Source organism: Acetobacter vaccinii (assembly GCF_008365315.1).
Lineage (GTDB): Bacteria > Pseudomonadota > Alphaproteobacteria > Acetobacterales > Acetobacteraceae > Acetobacter > Acetobacter vaccinii.
On the sequence record NZ_CP043506.1, the window covers coordinates 1,743,973 to 1,760,548 of the forward strand.

15 protein-coding genes and 1 tRNA gene are annotated in these 16,576 nt (G+C 56.7%); 7 read left to right on the plus strand and 9 right to left on the minus strand.

All coding sequences use genetic code 11. The features are described from left to right. Positions 1–9: 9 nt before the first annotated feature. The 7 genes from FLP30_RS07870 (at position 10) to nfsB (ending at position 8,967) form a co-directional block, all read left to right on the plus strand. The gene (locus tag FLP30_RS07870; RefSeq protein ID WP_149279328.1) at positions 10–297 is read left to right on the plus strand and encodes an MSMEG_0570 family nitrogen starvation response protein; all 288 of its coding nucleotides are present in this window, start codon (positions 10–12) and stop codon (positions 295–297) included. Between the two features lie 14 nt (positions 298–311). After that, positions 312–1,559: an MSMEG_0569 family flavin-dependent oxidoreductase gene (locus FLP30_RS07875; protein WP_149279329.1), complete on the plus strand. Its 1,248-nt coding sequence runs from the start codon at positions 312–314 to the stop codon at positions 1,557–1,559. Positions 1,560–1,574: 15 nt separating this feature from the next. Continuing rightward, positions 1,575–3,347, plus strand: coding sequence for an AMP-binding protein (locus tag FLP30_RS07880; protein ID WP_149279330.1), 1,773 nt, complete (start codon positions 1,575–1,577; stop codon positions 3,345–3,347). A 563-nt stretch (positions 3,348–3,910) separates the two neighbouring features. After that, positions 3,911–4,663, plus strand: a complete 753-nt coding sequence (locus FLP30_RS07885) for an AraC family transcriptional regulator (RefSeq protein WP_149279331.1) — start codon at positions 3,911–3,913, stop codon at positions 4,661–4,663. Between the two features lie 453 nt (positions 4,664–5,116). Next, complete coding sequence (locus FLP30_RS07890; RefSeq protein WP_149279332.1) at positions 5,117–7,318, plus strand: TonB-dependent siderophore receptor; 2,202 nt, start codon at positions 5,117–5,119, stop codon at positions 7,316–7,318. 292 nt (positions 7,319–7,610) lie between these two features. Next, positions 7,611–8,060, plus strand: coding sequence for a hypothetical protein (locus FLP30_RS07895; RefSeq protein ID WP_149279333.1), 450 nt, complete (start codon positions 7,611–7,613; stop codon positions 8,058–8,060). Between the two features lie 253 nt (positions 8,061–8,313). After that, positions 8,314–8,967, plus strand: a complete 654-nt coding sequence (gene nfsB, locus FLP30_RS07900; RefSeq protein ID WP_149279334.1) for an oxygen-insensitive NAD(P)H nitroreductase — start codon at positions 8,314–8,316, stop codon at positions 8,965–8,967. Between the two features lie 63 nt (positions 8,968–9,030). On the opposite strand, the gene FLP30_RS07905 is transcribed toward nfsB, so the two are convergent. The 9 genes from FLP30_RS07905 to hisG all read right to left on the minus strand — a co-directional run bounded on the left by FLP30_RS07905 (position 9,031) and on the right by hisG (position 16,551). Beyond that, complete coding sequence (locus tag FLP30_RS07905; RefSeq protein ID WP_168200069.1) at positions 9,031–9,909, minus strand: GGDEF domain-containing protein; 879 nt, start codon at positions 9,907–9,909, stop codon at positions 9,031–9,033. A gap of 357 nt (positions 9,910–10,266) precedes the next feature. Continuing rightward, on the minus strand, positions 10,267–11,847 hold the full coding sequence (locus FLP30_RS07910) for a glycosyltransferase family 4 protein (RefSeq protein ID WP_149279336.1): 1,581 nt from the start codon (positions 11,845–11,847) through the stop codon (positions 10,267–10,269). 316 nt (positions 11,848–12,163) lie between these two features. After that, a tRNA-Phe gene (locus FLP30_RS07915) sits at positions 12,164–12,239 on the minus strand. Positions 12,240–12,313: 74 nt separating this feature from the next. Beyond that, entirely contained in the window at positions 12,314–12,481 is a 168-nt protein-coding gene (locus FLP30_RS07920) for a DNA gyrase inhibitor YacG (RefSeq protein ID WP_149279337.1), read from the minus strand. Beyond that, positions 12,478–13,572 carry a ribonuclease E/G gene (locus FLP30_RS07925; RefSeq protein WP_246856468.1) on the minus strand — a complete coding sequence of 365 codons (1,095 nt, stop codon included), beginning with the start codon at positions 13,570–13,572 and terminating at the stop codon, positions 12,478–12,480. The genes FLP30_RS07920 and FLP30_RS07925 overlap by 4 nt, the downstream gene beginning before the upstream one ends. Beyond that, complete coding sequence (locus tag FLP30_RS07930) at positions 13,560–14,195, minus strand: Maf family protein (protein WP_149279338.1); 636 nt, start codon at positions 14,193–14,195, stop codon at positions 13,560–13,562. Before FLP30_RS07930 ends, FLP30_RS07925 begins: the two co-directional genes overlap by 13 nt. Positions 14,196–14,202: 7 nt before the next feature. Then, complete coding sequence (gene infA, locus FLP30_RS07935; RefSeq protein WP_025860133.1) at positions 14,203–14,421, minus strand: translation initiation factor IF-1; 219 nt, start codon at positions 14,419–14,421, stop codon at positions 14,203–14,205. Between the two features lie 69 nt (positions 14,422–14,490). Then, positions 14,491–15,804, minus strand: coding sequence for a histidinol dehydrogenase (hisD, locus tag FLP30_RS07940; RefSeq protein ID WP_149279339.1), 1,314 nt, complete (start codon positions 15,802–15,804; stop codon positions 14,491–14,493). A 15-nt stretch (positions 15,805–15,819) separates the two neighbouring features. Further along, positions 15,820–16,551, minus strand: coding sequence for an ATP phosphoribosyltransferase (gene hisG / locus FLP30_RS07945; RefSeq protein ID WP_149279340.1), 732 nt, complete (start codon positions 16,549–16,551; stop codon positions 15,820–15,822). Between the last annotated feature and the right edge of the window lie 25 nt (positions 16,552–16,576).

Sequence of the window (16,576 nt, forward strand, 5' to 3'; positions counted from 1 at the left end):
TTGAGAACAATGCCTGAAATGATATTTCGTGTGCGCTGGCCAGATGGTACGGAAAGCGACTGCTATTCACCCTCGTTGGTGGTGCAGGAGTATTTTACGCCCGGCCAGGATTATCCAGCCCCGGAATTTCTTGAAAAAGCAGAAACAGCCCTGACAGAAGCCAGCGACCGCGTGCAGGCCCGTTATGGCTTTGCCTGTAGCCGGGCACTTGGCCAGTTGCAGACCATCAAACGGGTTTGCGCGCCGTTTCTCCATCGACCTGACGCGCTGGTACGTGTCCTGTCCTTTAAGTCCTGATGTGGAAAATTATTATGACACAGAATGAAAAAACAATTCCTGTTGTTATTGTTGGTGGTGGACAGGCAGGTTTGTCCATGAGCTGGTACCTGTGCCGTGAAGGTGTCGAGCATGTCGTGTTCGAAGCCAAAACGGCCTGCCATGCGTGGGAGGATGAACGGTGGGATAACTTCTGCCTCGTCACACCCAACTGGCAGTGTGCGCTGCCCGGCCACCCCTATCAGGGTAAAGACCCGCACGGGTTTATGGTGAAGGAGGAAATCCTTGAGTATGTCAAAGGGTTCGTGAATTCATTTTCCGCACCGTTGCATGAAAACACGGCAGTGACCTCCATTACACGGCATGAAAACGGGGGCTACCGCGTTGTTGCTGGTGGGGCGGTCTGGCATGCTCAGCACGTGGTGGTGGCCTCTGGCGCGTATCAGGATGCTGTCATCCCTGGTTACGCCAGCGCGATTGACCCTGCGATTGTGCAGGTACATTCACAGGATTACCGCAACGCAGGCCAGTTGCCTGATGGCGCGGTGCTGGTTGTAGGCAGCGGTCAGTCCGGGGCGCAGATTGTTGAAGATCTGTTTCTTGAAAACCGCAAGGTGCATCTGTGTGTCGGTTCTGCCCCCCGTGTATCGCGCTTTTACCGTGGGCGCGATGTCGTAGACTGGCTTGCGGACATGCATTTTTATGAGCTGACAGTGGATAACCACCCCCTGCGGGATGGCGCACGCGACAAGACCAACCATTACGTTACAGGCCGCAACGGCGGTCATGATCTGGATCTGCGTCTGTTTGCCAACAAAGGTGTTGGTCTGCACGGCACACTGGATACAATCCGTGACGAAATCGCGCATTTTCTGCCTGATCTGGCTGAAAATCTGGATGATGCTGACAAAACAAATGCCGACATCAAACAGTCGATTGATGAGTATATTGCGCGCGAAGGTATCAGCGCCCCAACCGAGGCTCCTTATGTGCCAGTATGGCAGCCCGAGGCCCAGAATGCTCCGTTGGATCTGAAAGCGGCCGGTATTACCTCAATTGTATGGTGCATCGGTTTCCGCCCAGACTACCACTGGATTGATGTGCCGGTGTTTAATGGTGCCAACAAGCCCGTCTGGCATCGGGGTGTGACGGATGCTCCGGGCTTTTACTTCTTGGGGCTGCCGTGGCTGCACACTTGGGGGTCTGGTCGCTTTTCCGGCGTTTCGCAGGATGCTGCGTGGCTGGCAGGCCAGATTACCGGTAAAGATGTTCCTGTCGCCTGAGTGAAAGACCCTGCTATGCTGCCGTGGAAAACATATGACGCCATGCACGCGGCCGTAACGGCCGAGCCAGAGAGTTTCTGGCTGGACGCAGCACGGCGGATTACATGGCAGCAGGCGCCTGTTCAGGCATGTGGGAGGCGGTCAGATGGTTGGTATGACTGGTTTCCCACAGCTACGCTTAATACCTGTTACAATGCGGTGGATAGGCATGTTGAGGGTGGGCGTGGCCATCAGGCAGCCCTGATCTGGCATTCCTGCGCCACCAAGGAGCGGCAGGTTGTAAGCTACCGAGCACTCCAGCGCAGGGTTGCCGGGTTTGCCGGGGGGCTGCGGGCTCTTGGTGTGCAAAAGGGCGACCGTGTGCTGGTTGCCATGCCGACTATGATTGAAACAGCCATTGCCATGCTGGCCTGTGCCCGTCTGGGGGCCGTGCATGTGGTGGTGTTTGCCGGTTATGCGGGGCCAGAACTTGCCCGGCGGATTGATGATGTTGCCCCCAGGGTTGTGATTGTCGCCAGTTGCAGCTTTCAGGGTCAGACAGCGGTGCCATCAGTCCCAGCGTTGAATGAGGCCCTGGCCGAGGCTGAGCACGTGCCTCAGGCTTGTATTATCATGCAGCGGAACGCCTGCCCGGCACAGCTTGTGCCCGGCCGGGACTATGATTTCCATGCGCTGGAGCAGTCTCCCCCGGCAGAGCCGGTGGAAGTGCGCGCGCAAGACCCGCTGTATATCCTCCATACGTCCGGCACTACTGGCAGAGCCAAGGGGATTGTGCGGGATAACGGGGGGCATGCTGTGGCCCTCGCACTGTCTATGGAGCTGATTTACGGTTGCAAGGCGGGTGATACATTCTTGACCACGTCCGACCTTGGGTGGGTGGTTGGCCATTCTTATGGCGTTTACGCACCCTTGATCAGCGGATGCACAAGCCTGATTGTGGAAGGCGGGGCTTCAGCATCTGCCATACGGGTGCTTTGTCAGGAACATGCCGTGACATGCCTGTTCACGACCCCGACCCAGATGCGGCTGATGCGACAGGAAAGCCGTAACCTGCCCGATGTGACATGGCCAGATCTGGCCCGTGTGTGTGTGGCGGGGGAATATGCAGACCCCACGCTGCTGGACTGGGCACGTGCCTATTTTCAGCGACCGGTAGCCAACCACTGGTGGCAGACCGAGACAGGGTGGAGCATTGCCGCCCACTTCTTTGGTCTGGATGAGGCTGATGCGGCTGTGTCCATGAATGATATTGGGCGGCCCGCACCAGGGTTCTGCCCGTCCATTGTGCCGTCGGAGGCCGGTGGGCAGGGGGGCGAGATTGTTCTGTCCCTTCCGCTGCCGCCGGGGTGCCTGTCAGGACTATGGCGGGACAAGGCAGTCCATGCCCCGGATCTGTATCTTGACGAGGATAAAACACATTATCGGACTTTTGATATTGGCATGATTGATGGCGACCACGTCATTCACATGCTTGGGCGCTCTGATGATGTGATCAAGGTAGCCGGGCGGCGTATTTCTGGTGTGCAGATTGAAAAAATCATCGCAGCCCACCCCGCCGTTCATGCCTGTGCCGTCGCAGCCAGCCCCGATGGTTTGAGGGGGCAGCGTCCCGTGGCGTATGTGGTGCCAGAAGCCGGGTTGGACAGCCCGCCCTGCGCGGATGATCTTATTAGCCAGGTTGCCCAAGCGCTTGGGCGGTGGGTTGGGTTGCGGGAAATCCGTTTTGTGGCACAGTTGCCGACGACGGTCTCGGGGAAAATAACCCGTAAAAAACTTCTGGTTTCTTGAAAGATAAAACCATGGTGGGTGCCGGTCTATTCGTTGACTGACGGTACAGGTGGCCGGCGCGACCATAACCAGCATGTTGCCTCGTGCTGATAGCACGAACTTTGCTGGTCCATTTGTGCTGTCTCGCTATGTTGGAAGAAGCCAGTCCGCTCACCCAGAATGATATGTCCTTGCATTGCAAGAAGGCCAAATACTGGGCCAGAGCAGCCTAGAGAAAATGACAGATGCTGGGGATGATCTGGCATAAGTGCTCGTAGTACGGTCTGTTCCGTGCTCAAGGCTGCGGGTCGTCAGCATCGGTATGGTTGTTCAAACCCGATCCTTATTTGCCGTGCTGTACCTTGTCCGCCTGAGCCGTAGAGGTTGGCTGTGCTGCGATTATGCCAGAAACAGAGAGGCCGCAGAAATATTCATAAAGCCAGAGTGGCCTAACATTACCCGATGTTATATTGGCAGAAGAACCAAACCGAACGATAATTCACGGCGCTGCCTGTTATGGGGCAATGAAGATATTTTTTCACGACGTGTTTTTTCCATATAACACTCAATGAAAGTGGGGTGTCATGAAACGCAGTGCCGACATTCCGCGCCCGGCACCGCCCGTTGTAGGCTTTGCGGATAGCTACACTGGCGGGTTTGTTGATGGGTTTCACACTCATGATCGGGGCCAGTTGTCATTGCTTTTGTCGGGGAGTGTCACGGTCAACACGCCTGACCGCAGTTTTGTCATGGGTGTCGGGCAGGGCATGTGGATCCCGGCTGACACATTGCACCAGAGCTTGTGCCGCACAGACCTGATGTTTCAGGTTGTCTATATTGACCCCAGTCTGGGTGGTGCCCATCCCTCATGCAAGGTGTTTGATGTTTCCACCCTCATGCGGGGGCTTGTGGATGAAATCATAGCCATGCGGTACGAGTTTGCGATGGACGCCCGCATGTCAGCCATAGCCGCGCTGCTGCTGGATGAGATTGAACGTGCCCCACGGCTTGCTGAGCGCCTGTTACTGCCTGCCGACCCCCGCCTGCGGCGCGTGTGCGAGGCCATAACCGCCGAGCCAGGCGACCGGCATGATATTGATTACTGGGCGCGTGAGGCTGGTATGGCCAGACGTACGTTCACCCGCCTGTTTCAGGTGGAAATGGGCATGGGTTTTGCCGCATGGCGGCGGCGGGTCAGGGTGGTGGAGGCTGCCTCGCGCATTGCAGCGGGTAAATCCATTGCGGAAGTCGCATTTGATCTGGGGTATGATAACGCGGGCAGCTTTAGCACAATGTTCCGCCGTATATTTGGGGTGGCACCCGGAACCCTCAAATAGCTCCAACACCGCTGACCGTGCGTATGGTGGTTGTGTGCAGCCATAGGCAGCGATAACAATAAATCTGCTGTTGTTGCAAAGCAGTCGCACTTGCAAAGATGGCAGATGCTGTGTGGCCTGCAACAGCAGCGTCATGATAGCTGACCTGTGCATCCAAGATCCTAAAAAACATATCTAACCAATTGTAAAAAAATGGTTTTGTGCGGGATCGGACGCTCCTTCGCAGCCATATACCATGGGTTTTTTGCCATATTTGAGGGCGGGGTAAGCCGTCGTGAACGATGGTTGCATTGGTGTTCAGGCGTAATTTATTCGCGTTTGGGCCAAGAGCGGCCTGGCCTCTTGCATCCATCGGCTGAGTGCGATTATCCCTGCAACTGAGAATTATTATTAATATCTGAACCGGTCGCTAATACCCGGGGTGCCAGAGCCAGCGTAGAAAATAGGTTAGGTATGCAGCGTAGTAGGATTATTTACTCGGTTCTTTTTTCGTTCATTCTGAGCGATGTGGCTTTCGCCGCTGATCAGCCGAAAAAAACCGACAAGCCAGGGCAACATGGGGCGACAGCCCCGGCACGGGCTGCGACTGGCAAGTCCAAGGGTAATAAATCGCTGATCGAACAGGTCGAGGTGCGCGGCCGCAAAGGCTCCACCGTTGCGTCATCCGCAACCAAAAGCGATACCCCGCTTGTTGAAACTGCCCAGTCTGTCACTGTTGTTTCCCGAAATGAAATGGATGTGCGCGGTGTGCTCAGCCTTAACCAGGCGGTGCGTTACGCGGCGGGTATTACCCCCGACCTGCGTGGTGGCATTGGCACACGGTACGACCAGTTTCTTCTGCGTGGTTTCAGCGTTCCTACTTTTCTGGATGGTCTGAAACTACAAGGTAGCCCCACAGGTTATGCCGAAGCACAGACCGACACCTCACGCCTGAGCCGGATTGAAATCCTCAAAGGCCCGGCATCTGCCCTGTATGGTCAGTCCAGCCCGGGCGGGCTTGCGGCGCTGTCCAGCAAGCTGACAACAGCACAGCGTTTTTATGGCAGCGTGAATACCACCGGCGGTATGTTTGATCTTTACCGTGTGGATGCCGATGTCGGTGGGTTTGCAACGGATAACGGCTTTGTCCGCTATCGTGTTTATGGCACGGCCAATGGCCAGCATACGCAGTTGTCCAAAACAGGCAGCAGGCGCTTTTCTATCAGCCCGGTTATTTCAGTGGGGGGAGATGGCCCGACAACGCTGACTCTGCTGGGTAATTACCAGTATGACCCAGAAAGTGGCACCTATGGTGGTGTGCCGCTTGTCGGCTCGCTCAAGCCTGCATCCTTTGGCTATCTGCCAAGGAATTTCTATGATGGTGATGTTGAGGTTGAAAAATTTAACCGCAAACATGGCGCGTTTACCTATATCTTCAACCATCGCTTTAACGACGACTGGAGCTTTAGCTCACGCGGTCGGTATGATGATATCAAGGTTGACCAGCGCAGCACCTATGACGCAGGCTACTATAGCAGTGTAGATACCGTGCCGCGCTATGCTTACGGCACGAAAGAACACGTGCATAACCTGGCGTTTGACAGCCAGTTCAAAGGGCGTGTTCATACTGGCCCGCTCACCCATGGCCTTATGTTCGGTTACGATTACATGTGGCAGCAGGCGAACGAGATTTATACGCAGGGTGATGCCCCCGACCTGAATGTGCTGCACCCGAATTACCATATGTTCTTTGCCCCGCAGGATGTGCTGGGTCGCTATTCGGCTGATTCCCACCAGATTGGTGTGTATGGTCAGGACGAAATCCGCTGGCGTGGACTGGTGCTTAACGGCAGCCTGCGTAATGACTGGTATCAGTCGCACCAGATGGAGCATCTCTCGGGTTCCGATACACGGCAGAACACCAGCCAGATTACCTGGCGGGCATCGGGGCTGTACCATTTCAAGTTCGGTCTTTCGCCCTACATCAGCTATTCCACATCCTTTCAGCCGCAGTCTGGCCTTGTGTCCAGCGATGGTGGCCGCACCATGCATCAGGCTGACCCGTCCGTTGGCAAACAGCTTGAAGGTGGTGTGAAGTATCAGATCCCCGGCACGCAGGTCCTGCTGACGGCTGCGGGGTTCCATATTGAACAGACCAATGTGCTCGTGTCTGTTGGGAGCCTTCCCTACAGTGTTCAAAGTGGCAAGGTGCATTCAGATGGGTTTGAGTTTGAGGCCCACGCCGATGTTTACAAGGGCCTGCTGCTGACCGCTGCTGTCAGTGTTCAGAAGGTGCATGACGATTCCACCGGCAAGCCGCTTATTCAGTCCGGTAAAGGCAATGCGTCACTGTTCGCCTTCTATACCATGCCGTCTGGCCCGCTGAAGGGGCTCGGTTTTGGGGGTGGCATGCGCTACACATCCAAAGCCTATGGTGGCGAGGGTGATGACGGCAGCGTCTGGGTGCCGCAGTATGCGCTGTTTGATGGCTCGCTCCGTTACGACCTGTCGCATCTTTCCCCCTCGCTGCATGGGTGGACAGCTTCGGCCAGCGTTCGCAACCTGTTTGACAAGCATTATGTGTCCAACTGCATGGCTTATGCGTCTTACGGACAGGCGTTCTGCTACTACGGTGAACGTCGCAATGCCCAGGCAAGCATTGGATATGCCTGGTAATAGCAACCCGATAGTAACCGGTTGCCTGCACTGCCTTTACCCTGCTCTTTTTCAGAGCAGGGTGGGGGAGCGCAGGTTTTTGTTTTTATAAAAAGCCCACTTGGTCGGCTGTCCATGGGGCTGATAACAGAAATGTCACAGCATACTGGTGGACGCTGTGGTGTTTTTGCACCTCTCCTGTCTTGCGTGCCCTAATATTGCCCAATGAACCCACAATGCTGTGTGGCGTTAGGGACATGATCCGATCCAATCGGGTTCCGGGTCGATAATAAATAAGACAGGAGTTTCCAACATGCGTTTTACTCCGATTGTTGCCGCCGCCGCACTGTCGTTTGCCACTCTGGCCCCCGCCGCGATGGCGGAAGAGAGTGCAATGGGCAAGCCCAGCGGCAGTGTGGTTATCCGCACCAAATCAGCCGATGTGGGCGTGGGTTACACCTGGGGGCAGGCAACACTGCATTTTCAGGGCCATAACTATCATTACAAGGTCAGTGGCGGGCAGATTGCGGCTGTTGGTTTCTCGGAAGTGGTCAGCCGGGGTGAGGTTTATAACCTGCACCGGGCAGAGGACATGGCAGGCACCTTTGCCCAGGCCAATGGTGAGGCCACGCTGGGTCGGGGCCTTGGTGGCAGCGTGTATGAGAACAAGAACGGCGTACGCCTGAAAATTGAAAGCAGCGCCAAAGGGGCACGTCTGTCTGCTGGTGCAGGTGGCCTGACGTTTGAACTGCTGAAGAAATAAGACACCCACCGTGCTTCTAGGTCGGCGCGGCCCCCAGTGATGGGGCCGGGCTGGCCGGTGGGGGTGGCGGCATATCCGTAGCGTTGGCAGGGGCATAGCCCACAGCATGGCTGCATGCTCTGTCTATTGGCCGCATTCAGGGCGTTGATAATGTCAGAGGTGCGACTCAGTCTGTGGTTTTTGACTTCATGGTCAGAAATTGCGAACCTGAGGGCCGTATTAAAGGCATCCTGCCCGCGCAAGGAGATATGTCGTGACTGTTGTTGACACTCTGACCAAACGCTACACGGCCAAGGCTTATGACAAAAGCCGCACAATCCCATCAGATATTGTAACGCAACTGCTTGCGGCCCTGCGCTACAGCCCGTCCTCGGTCAATTCCCAGCCGTGGCACTTTTTTGTCGCGGATACAGATGCAGGCAAGGCGCGGATTGCAAAAGCTACCAGCGGTGTGTTTGCCTTCAATGCACCGCGTGTCCTCAATGCTTCTCATGTGGTCGTGCTGTGCGCACGTGATAACCTGAACCCGGATTACCTGCGCTCCCTGGCAGATCAGGAGCAGGCTGACGGGCGTTTTGCCAATGCAGAGGCCCGTACAACCGCAGAGAAAGCCCGTGCCGGTTTTGTCGGTCTGCACGAGCAGGCAGGTGATGTCCCCACCTGGACCCAGAAGCAGACGTATATTGCCCAAGGCTTTTTGCTGCTGTCAGCCGGGCTGCTGGGGGTTGATGCCACCCCGATGGAAGGGTTTGATGCCGCCACCCTTGCAGAAGAGCTGAAGCTGAAAGAACAGGGGTTGATCCCTGCGGTTATTGTAGCCCTTGGCTATCATTCGGAAGATGACTTTAACGCCAAGCTGCCTAAATCCCGCTTGCAGGATCAGGTTGTCTTTACCCATCTGTCCTAAGAGGGTTTGCGGGTGTGCCTTTATGGAACACCCGCTGCTTAGGCCGATTATCTGGCAGGCAGGCTAAGCCAGAACCTTGTCATGGTCCGGAGGCGGGGCGGAGGAAAAAAACAGATCATTGCTGTTGCTGCGCTTGCAGGAATACATGGCAAGATCGGCCTGCCGCATGAGTGTTTCCTGGCTCTCCCCATCTTCAGGGAACATGGAAATACCAATACTACAGCTTATTTTTAAAGGGTGCGTATTCAGCATGATCGGGTGGGATGCCAGCCGTTGGAGTGATTTGGCAAAACTCCGAACATCATGAATGTCCGCTTTGGTCAGGATGGCCACAAACTCGTCACCACCCAGCCGGGCTATAAAGGCCTGTGTTTCATTCACAAGCTGTTTCAGCCGATCCCCCATGACACGCAGCACCTCGTCTCCCGCGTGGTGGCCATGTTCGTCATTGATTTCCTTAAACCGGTTCAGGTCAATAATCAGAACAGCGGCTTTGTGTCTGTTTTTGCGGCACTGCGTAATGGCTTCGGCCAGAAAATCCTCAAAGCTTGCGCGGTTGGGTAACCCGGTCAGAGAGTCGGTAGAGGCAAGATGCTTGAAATGTTGCAACGCATCCTTGCGCCCATAGTAATCAATCATATATGCCGAAATACCCATCCATGTGATGATAAAGGACAGGCCAGTGATCAGGGTGTCTGGCAGCGGGGTATTCAGGGCATAGACGGTGGCATTGGGCGGGATGATGAATATTTTGCCCAGGCAATGGATGGTAACAATATCAAGCCCGATGACAAGACCAACCAGGTAGCTGGAAATCCTGCCGCCAATTTTGCGGTCGATGATTCTGAAAGCCAGAAAAAACCCGCAAATAGTAATCAGGAAAGAAATAATTTCAGCAGGCAGGTTAATGGCGACCGCATCTGTTCCCAGAAAGCGGCACATGGCAATAAAATGCCCGGACCATATTGTGACACCAAAGAAGAGTGATGTCAGGCACAGCCAATTGGTGGGTATGGTACGGCGGACGTCTCTACGCCGCAGGTGGTAAGTAATGGCGCATGCGCCCACAGAGCAAACGAGTGCTGTGATTTCAAGAGGTCTGAGATCATGCAGGGGTAAAATAAACGGCGCTGAACCTATCACAATGACCTCGACGCTGGAGATACCTTACCACGATACAGGTGTGCTGCGGTTTCTTACAAGCAGGAGTGGTCGGGGTGCGCCTTGCTGTGGGTGGGTAAGGCGTCTTGCGTTTGCGGTGTCAGCCCCCGGATGGGGGCCTGTGTACAGGGCAGGGCGTTAGTCCGGGTGGCTGACGCGGGCGACAGTAGCAAGGATCTGGCGCGCCAGTTCATGCCATTCGCGGGGTTTGAAGTCACTGGCAATCCTGGCCTCCAGAGTGTGGCGCAAGGTATTGTCAAACGTCACTTTTTCTATGGCCCGGCACAGGTCAGCCGCATCATTGGTTTTGAAATAGACTGCAAAATCACCTCCGGATTCCAGTAGTGCAGAGTTATCCGCAACAACAGGCACCTTGCCAAAGCAGAGGGATTCAGTCACAGGCAGCCCCCATCCTTCGTAAAGGCTTGGATAAACCGTGCACAAACATTTGCGATAGGCGTCAAAAAGCAGGCTATCAGACACGTCGTGGATGATGATGATTTTCTTTGAGACAATTTTATGACGTTTCAGGTAGTCATAAAAAAGGTCGGCTTTCCAGCCTTTGCCGCCAATGCAGACTAGGTAGGGGGTATCGGCCCCATGCTTTTCCTGGAGTAGCTTCCAGGCTTGTGCCGTCAGCAGGTGGCCTTTGCGGGGCTCGATGGTGGAAACCAGCAGAACAAATTTTTCTGGCAGGGTTATGCTGTTTGCCTGCCCAGTCGGAGGCAGAGGAGTGTCCGCCCCAAGCCTGGCATCGAGTGGTACAACCTCAATCCCCTTGTCCTGTGTGGAACGGGATGATGCGGAGATGAAGTTTTGCAGGTCTCTTTTGGTCGATTCTGAATTGGCAAGAAAAGTCGCTGCATGGTCAATGATTTTTTCGATCCAGATATTGTAATCCGAAACCAGCTTATCCACGCAGAATTCCGGGTGGATGGTCGGGATCAGATCATGAATAAAAGGAATATACTTTATACCATAAGCCTGTTTGAGATGTTCAAGGCTCTGGAAGTAATTTTTCACAGACCAGTTGGAACCAAGCGAGACAATGCAGGTGCCACGCCGGAAAGGCATGTCGCCTGAAATTGCAAGGAATGTTCTTAACTGTTCAATTTCCGCCTGCCAGATGGGGTCTTTGGGGTCCGCACTGTGTTTGGAGGTTGTAATCAGGCTTTTAAACAGCTCATTCGGTAACTGTACCCAGGCTTTTGGCCCGGATAGAAACACACAGGTGCCAACAGTCGTCGGAGATTCTTCCAGTGCTGCAAAAACAACTTCACTTTGAATGCGCTGGATTCCCGTGGGGATGCGGCGGCGCCAGAAATGGAGCAGCAGATCGGTAACATCAAAGAAAACGGTTTTTGAAAGATTTTCGTCAGAGGAGCGCCATTTGAGTATCTTTTTGGCGCGGTCCTGCAAATCCTGATCGGCGCTGTCAAAATACTCAGCGGTAAAGGTGTGTGCTTCTTCATGCTGGGTGTTGTTCAAAAACGCGGTCACATAGGCGTTGGCGGCACCGTGCCTGTCGCCCATTTCACGCCGCATGTGGCCGACTTGTACCCAGATATGGGTCAGGCTTTTGTCCTTATCCAGCGCGGAGAGGTAATGCTGCTCAGCTTCCTGCCAGTTTTTCTGGGCGCGGGCGGTGTTCCCCTTTTTGATTCTGCGATGCACGCCAAACGTAACTCTGACCCCGGCAGACTTCTTGATTTTGAACACGCGCCACCTCTGACAATAAAATGGTTTACACTCTTAATATTCAAGGCGAACAGAATGGAGGATAAGCCGCCAAGGGTCCTGCGGTTGCAGTCATCCTGATATGTAACAGAGTTGAAAGGGGCAAAAAACCCCCGGCTTTCTGCGCCACACGGGCTGAGAGCCATGTGTTTTTGGCCAAGAGACAGTGCGGCATACAGGGCAACCCTGCGGGCGCAGTCTTGTTGTGTATGCCACCTGCCATCCAGATAGACGCAAATCTGCTAACTGGAACAAGGTGTGACGCCAAAAACGAGCTAATTTTTAGGGGGATATAAAGTGGTGCCCAAGACCGGGATCGAACCAGTGACACTGCGATTTTCAGTCGCATGCTCTACCAACTGAGCTACTTGGGCACCGCAGCCTTGCGGCGTGAGAGAGGGTTTATCCCAGCCAGTCGGAGAGATCAAGCGGTGTTTGCTGATTTATTTCAGTTTTCTTGCTCGGTGGGCGGTGCAGGCTCTGCTGTGGGCACCCGATAGTCTTCCGAAAACCAGCGTCCAAGGTCAACGTCGGCACAGCGGCGTGAGCAGAAGGGGCGAAAGGTCTGGTTAACGGGCTGCCCGCAGATAGGGCATGACGGAGCGGCGCGGGTCATGGTGTGTGCAATGTCCAGTGCAGGTCGGGCAGGGTGGGGTCAAGGTGCAGGGCAAGGGGGTGGCCAAGCTGGCTGCGACAGTCGGCCAGTGCTTCACTATCCTGTTCCAGCGCCTGAATAATGCGGCTGCCCCCCCGCAGGACGGTGCTGGCTGGTGCAGAGGTTACAATATGCTGCAAGGCTTTGAGGGCACGGCCGTGGGGGCTATTGCGGAGTTCTGCCAGCGAAGGGTGTATCCTGGCACGCACGATTTCAATCAGGCCCAAGGCGGTGACGCCAAGGCAGCGTGGGCGCAATGGGTCTTCTTCCAACGCGGCGCGGGTGGGCTCCAGCAGGGCCTGCCTCTTGCGGGCTGCCAGCCCGGCTGGGTCAACAAGGATCGCACCGGAGATATTGCGTAGGCGGATCTGGCGCATCAAGGCGGGCAGGGCGTCCCTGTTGGCGGCATACTGCGCAGTCTGTTTGGGTGCCCGCCCCGGTGTGGGTGGGGCATCCATATCAATGGCCGTCAGGGCCGGTGTGGGGGTGATGGTCGCCCGCATGCCACCGGGGAGGGAGACATCGTCCTCCTCCAGTGCCTCACAGGCGCTGATAATGTCTTCAGGCGGCGGAGCAAAGCCGGGCAGGCGGCGTGCACGTAAGCTGTGCGGGATGCGGGCCGCCGCTGCGGGTGTGTCCACACAGATGTTTGCCTGAGGCCATTGTGCTGCCAGCCTGTCCAAAGGTGTGGGGCCGGGGGCAAGGCGTGTACCAGGTGCAGCAGCGGGGGTTGTGTCGACCAGCGCGAGTCGCACACCTTTGCCACCCTGTGCTGCCCGGGTGATGCGTGTGGTAATGGACTGGCCTTCTGTCAGGGCCGGGCTGCCCTGGGGCAGGGGCATAAAGCCTTCCGCCTCCAGCCCGATCTGGACAAAAGCACCGCCCATGGACGGCACAAGGGTTGTGATACGCCCGCTATACAGGTCTCCCACACCATCGGGCGCTCCGGGGCGCCAGAGGGCGAAGTCAACAAGAACAGAGTGGTCGCTGACAGCCAGACGCATTTCGCCGGGGGAGGAGGCGATATGCAGCAGCGTGGTCACGCCAGCCATCGTCCGGGTTGCCCGCGGAGCAACTGTGCGGTTTCAAACAACGGTAGGCCAATAACGGCCGAGGCACTGCCCGACAGAAAGCGGATAAAAGCCGCAGCATGGCCTTGCAGGGCGTATCCACCTGCTTTGCCGTCCCAGTCTCCTGCGTCCAGCAGGGCGGTTATCTGCTGTTCGGTCAGGCGGGAAAAAGCAACGGCAGTTTCAACCAGCCGTGCAGCAGGCCGCCCTTTTGTCCAGGCGGGGGAGGGGGCAACCGCTACCGCGGTCAGGACTGTATGCCGTCTGCCGGATAAGGCTGTCAGGCAAGTCCGGGCAGTCTCGCGGTCTTCCGCTTTGGGCAGAATACGGCGGCCAAGGGCCACCACAGTATCCGCCGCCACAATCAGGGCGGGCTCTACCGTGTTGAGGGCAACAGTATTGGCTTTGGTGGCCGCCATGCGCTGCGCGTAAAGGCGTGGTGTTTCGTTGCGCTTTGGCGTTTCGTCTATATCGGCTGGCAGGATGCGGTCGGGCGTGAGCCCGATCTGGCGCAGCAGGTCGATCCGGCGTGCAGAAGCAGAGGCCAGGACCAGAAGGGGCGCCTGCTCCAAAGTGCCGGGCGCTTCCTGGGTGGGGGTGGACACCGGTAGCTTACTTGAAACGGAAGGTAATGCGGCCTTTTGTCAGGTCGTACGGGGTCATTTCCACGTTGACCCGGTCGCCAGCCAGAACACGGATACGGTTCTTGCGCATCTTGCCGCTGGTATGGGCAAGAATGACGTGTTCATTGTCCAGCTTGACGCGGAACATGGCATTGGGCAGCAGTTCGGTAACTGTGCCGCTGAATTCAATCATGTCTTCTTTAGACATTAGCATCCTTTGTGTATGCTGAAATTGCGGGTCTGTGGCCCGCAGGTATGGTGGAGGGGCGCTTGCGGGTCAAGCGTTAGCTGTTTTTGCCGCTAGGGCATCGAGCCGGGCGGAAACACTCAGCGCATGGGCTTCAAGCCCTTCGGCATGGGCCAGAGCCACTGCGGACGGGCCAATCCGGCGCAGGGCATCAGGCCCGCCGGACAGGAAAGTCGTGCGCTTCATAAAGTCATGCACCGACAGGCCCGAGGCAAAGCGGGCTGTGCGGGAGGTGGGCAGAACGTGGTTGGGGCCACCTACGTAATCACCAACGGCTTCAGGGCAGAAACGGCCGAGAAAAGCCGCTCCGGCGTGGCGGACATGGGCAAAAAGGGCCTCCGGATCATCCACCATCAGTTCCAGATGTTCTGGGGCAAGGCGGTTGGCCAGTTCCACGGCTTCACGCATGTCGCGGGTAATCAGCACCGCTCCGTTGCGTGCCCAGCTTGCACCGGCAATGGCTGCGCGTGACAGCACACCCAGTTCTTTTTCCACGGCCTCGATAACAGTGTCGGCAAAGGCAGCGTCGGGCGTAATCAGGGTGGATTGTGCCAGTTCGTCATGCTCAGCCTGAGCCAGCAGGTCCAGGGCGATGACCCGCGGGTCTGACCCCGAATCGGCAATCACAACCACGTCTGACGGGCCTGCAATGCTGTCGATCCCGACATGACCAAACACCTGTCGCTTGGCTTCGGCCACATAGGCGTTGCCAGGGCCGACAATGCGGTCCACCGGGCGGATGGTCTGGGTGCCATAGGCCATGGCCCCAACGGCCTGAGCGCCCCCGACACGATAGATTTCCGTTATGCCAGCCCGGTCGGCGGCGGCCAGCACCAGCGGGTTGATCACGCCAGAGGGTGTGGGCACGCACATGGCAAGGCGCTGCACACCCGCTACCTTGGCGGGGATGGCGTTCATCAACACTGACGACGGATAGGCGGCCTTGCCACCAGGCACGTAAAGCCCGGCAGCGTCGAGCGGAATCCAGCGCATGCCCAGTGTCATCCCGACGTCGTCCGTATAGCGGATGTCGGCAGGGAGCTGCTTACGGTGGAAGTCTTCTATCCTGCGGGCGGCAACGTCCAGCGCATCCAGCAGGTCCTGGCTGACCTGGGCGCGGGCCTGAGCGACCTCATCCGGGGTAAAGGCAAGGGTCTGGGGTGTGACGGCAAGGTTGTCAAAACGCTCTGTCAGGGCGCACAGGGCGGCATCGCCCTCGCGGCGGACGGCGGACAGAATGTCGGCCACGGGCTTGTTGACTTCCTGGCCCTGTTCTTCCCGGCTGTCCAGCAGGGCGGTAAAGGCGGTTTCGAAATCTGCGTCGCGTGTATCAAGCCGTTTCATGGGGTATTGTTTGCCTTACACATTTTCCGTCGCGGGGGAGAGTGCCGTCAACGCCGCGCGAAAGCGCGACAAAATGCTGCCAATGCGTTCCGGCTGGGTTTTCAGCGCGGTTCTGTTCACAATCAGGCGGCTGGTGACATGGGAAATGGTTTCCACTTCCTTCAGGCCATTGGCGCGCAGGGTGGAGCCGGTATCAACCAGATCAACAATCAACCGGGACAGGCCGAGCATGGGGGCCAGTTCCATAGCGCCATGCAGGTGCACGATTGTGGCGTTAATGCCCCGTGCCGCAAAAAAGCGGCGGGTGATGGTGGGGTATTTGGTCGCAACCCGGACCTCGGACCAGCGCGCCCATTCCTGCGGGTCATGGGGTAGATGGGCTGCCTGCGCGACAGAAATGCGGCATGCACCAATCCCCAGGTCCAGCGGGGTATAAATTTCGGGGTAGTCGAATTCAGCCAGAACATCCGCCCCGCAAATGCCGATCTGAGCCCCGCCTGACGCCACAAAGGTTGCAACGTCAAAGGAGCGAACCCGCACGACATCCACAGTCGGGTCCTGGGTGGAAAAGCGTAGCTTGCGGCTGCCACCTTCCAGGCAATCGTCCGACGGAGCCATGCCGGTGTGGCTGATAAGAGGGGTTACCGCCTTGAGAATACGGCCTTTTGGTAAGGCCAGAACCATATGCCCATGGTGCTCCTGGCCGAAAGTGTTTTCGGTCGGGCTGTTTGGCAGGGGCTTGGTCATGGAAACTCCGGTGGGCTGGGCTGTA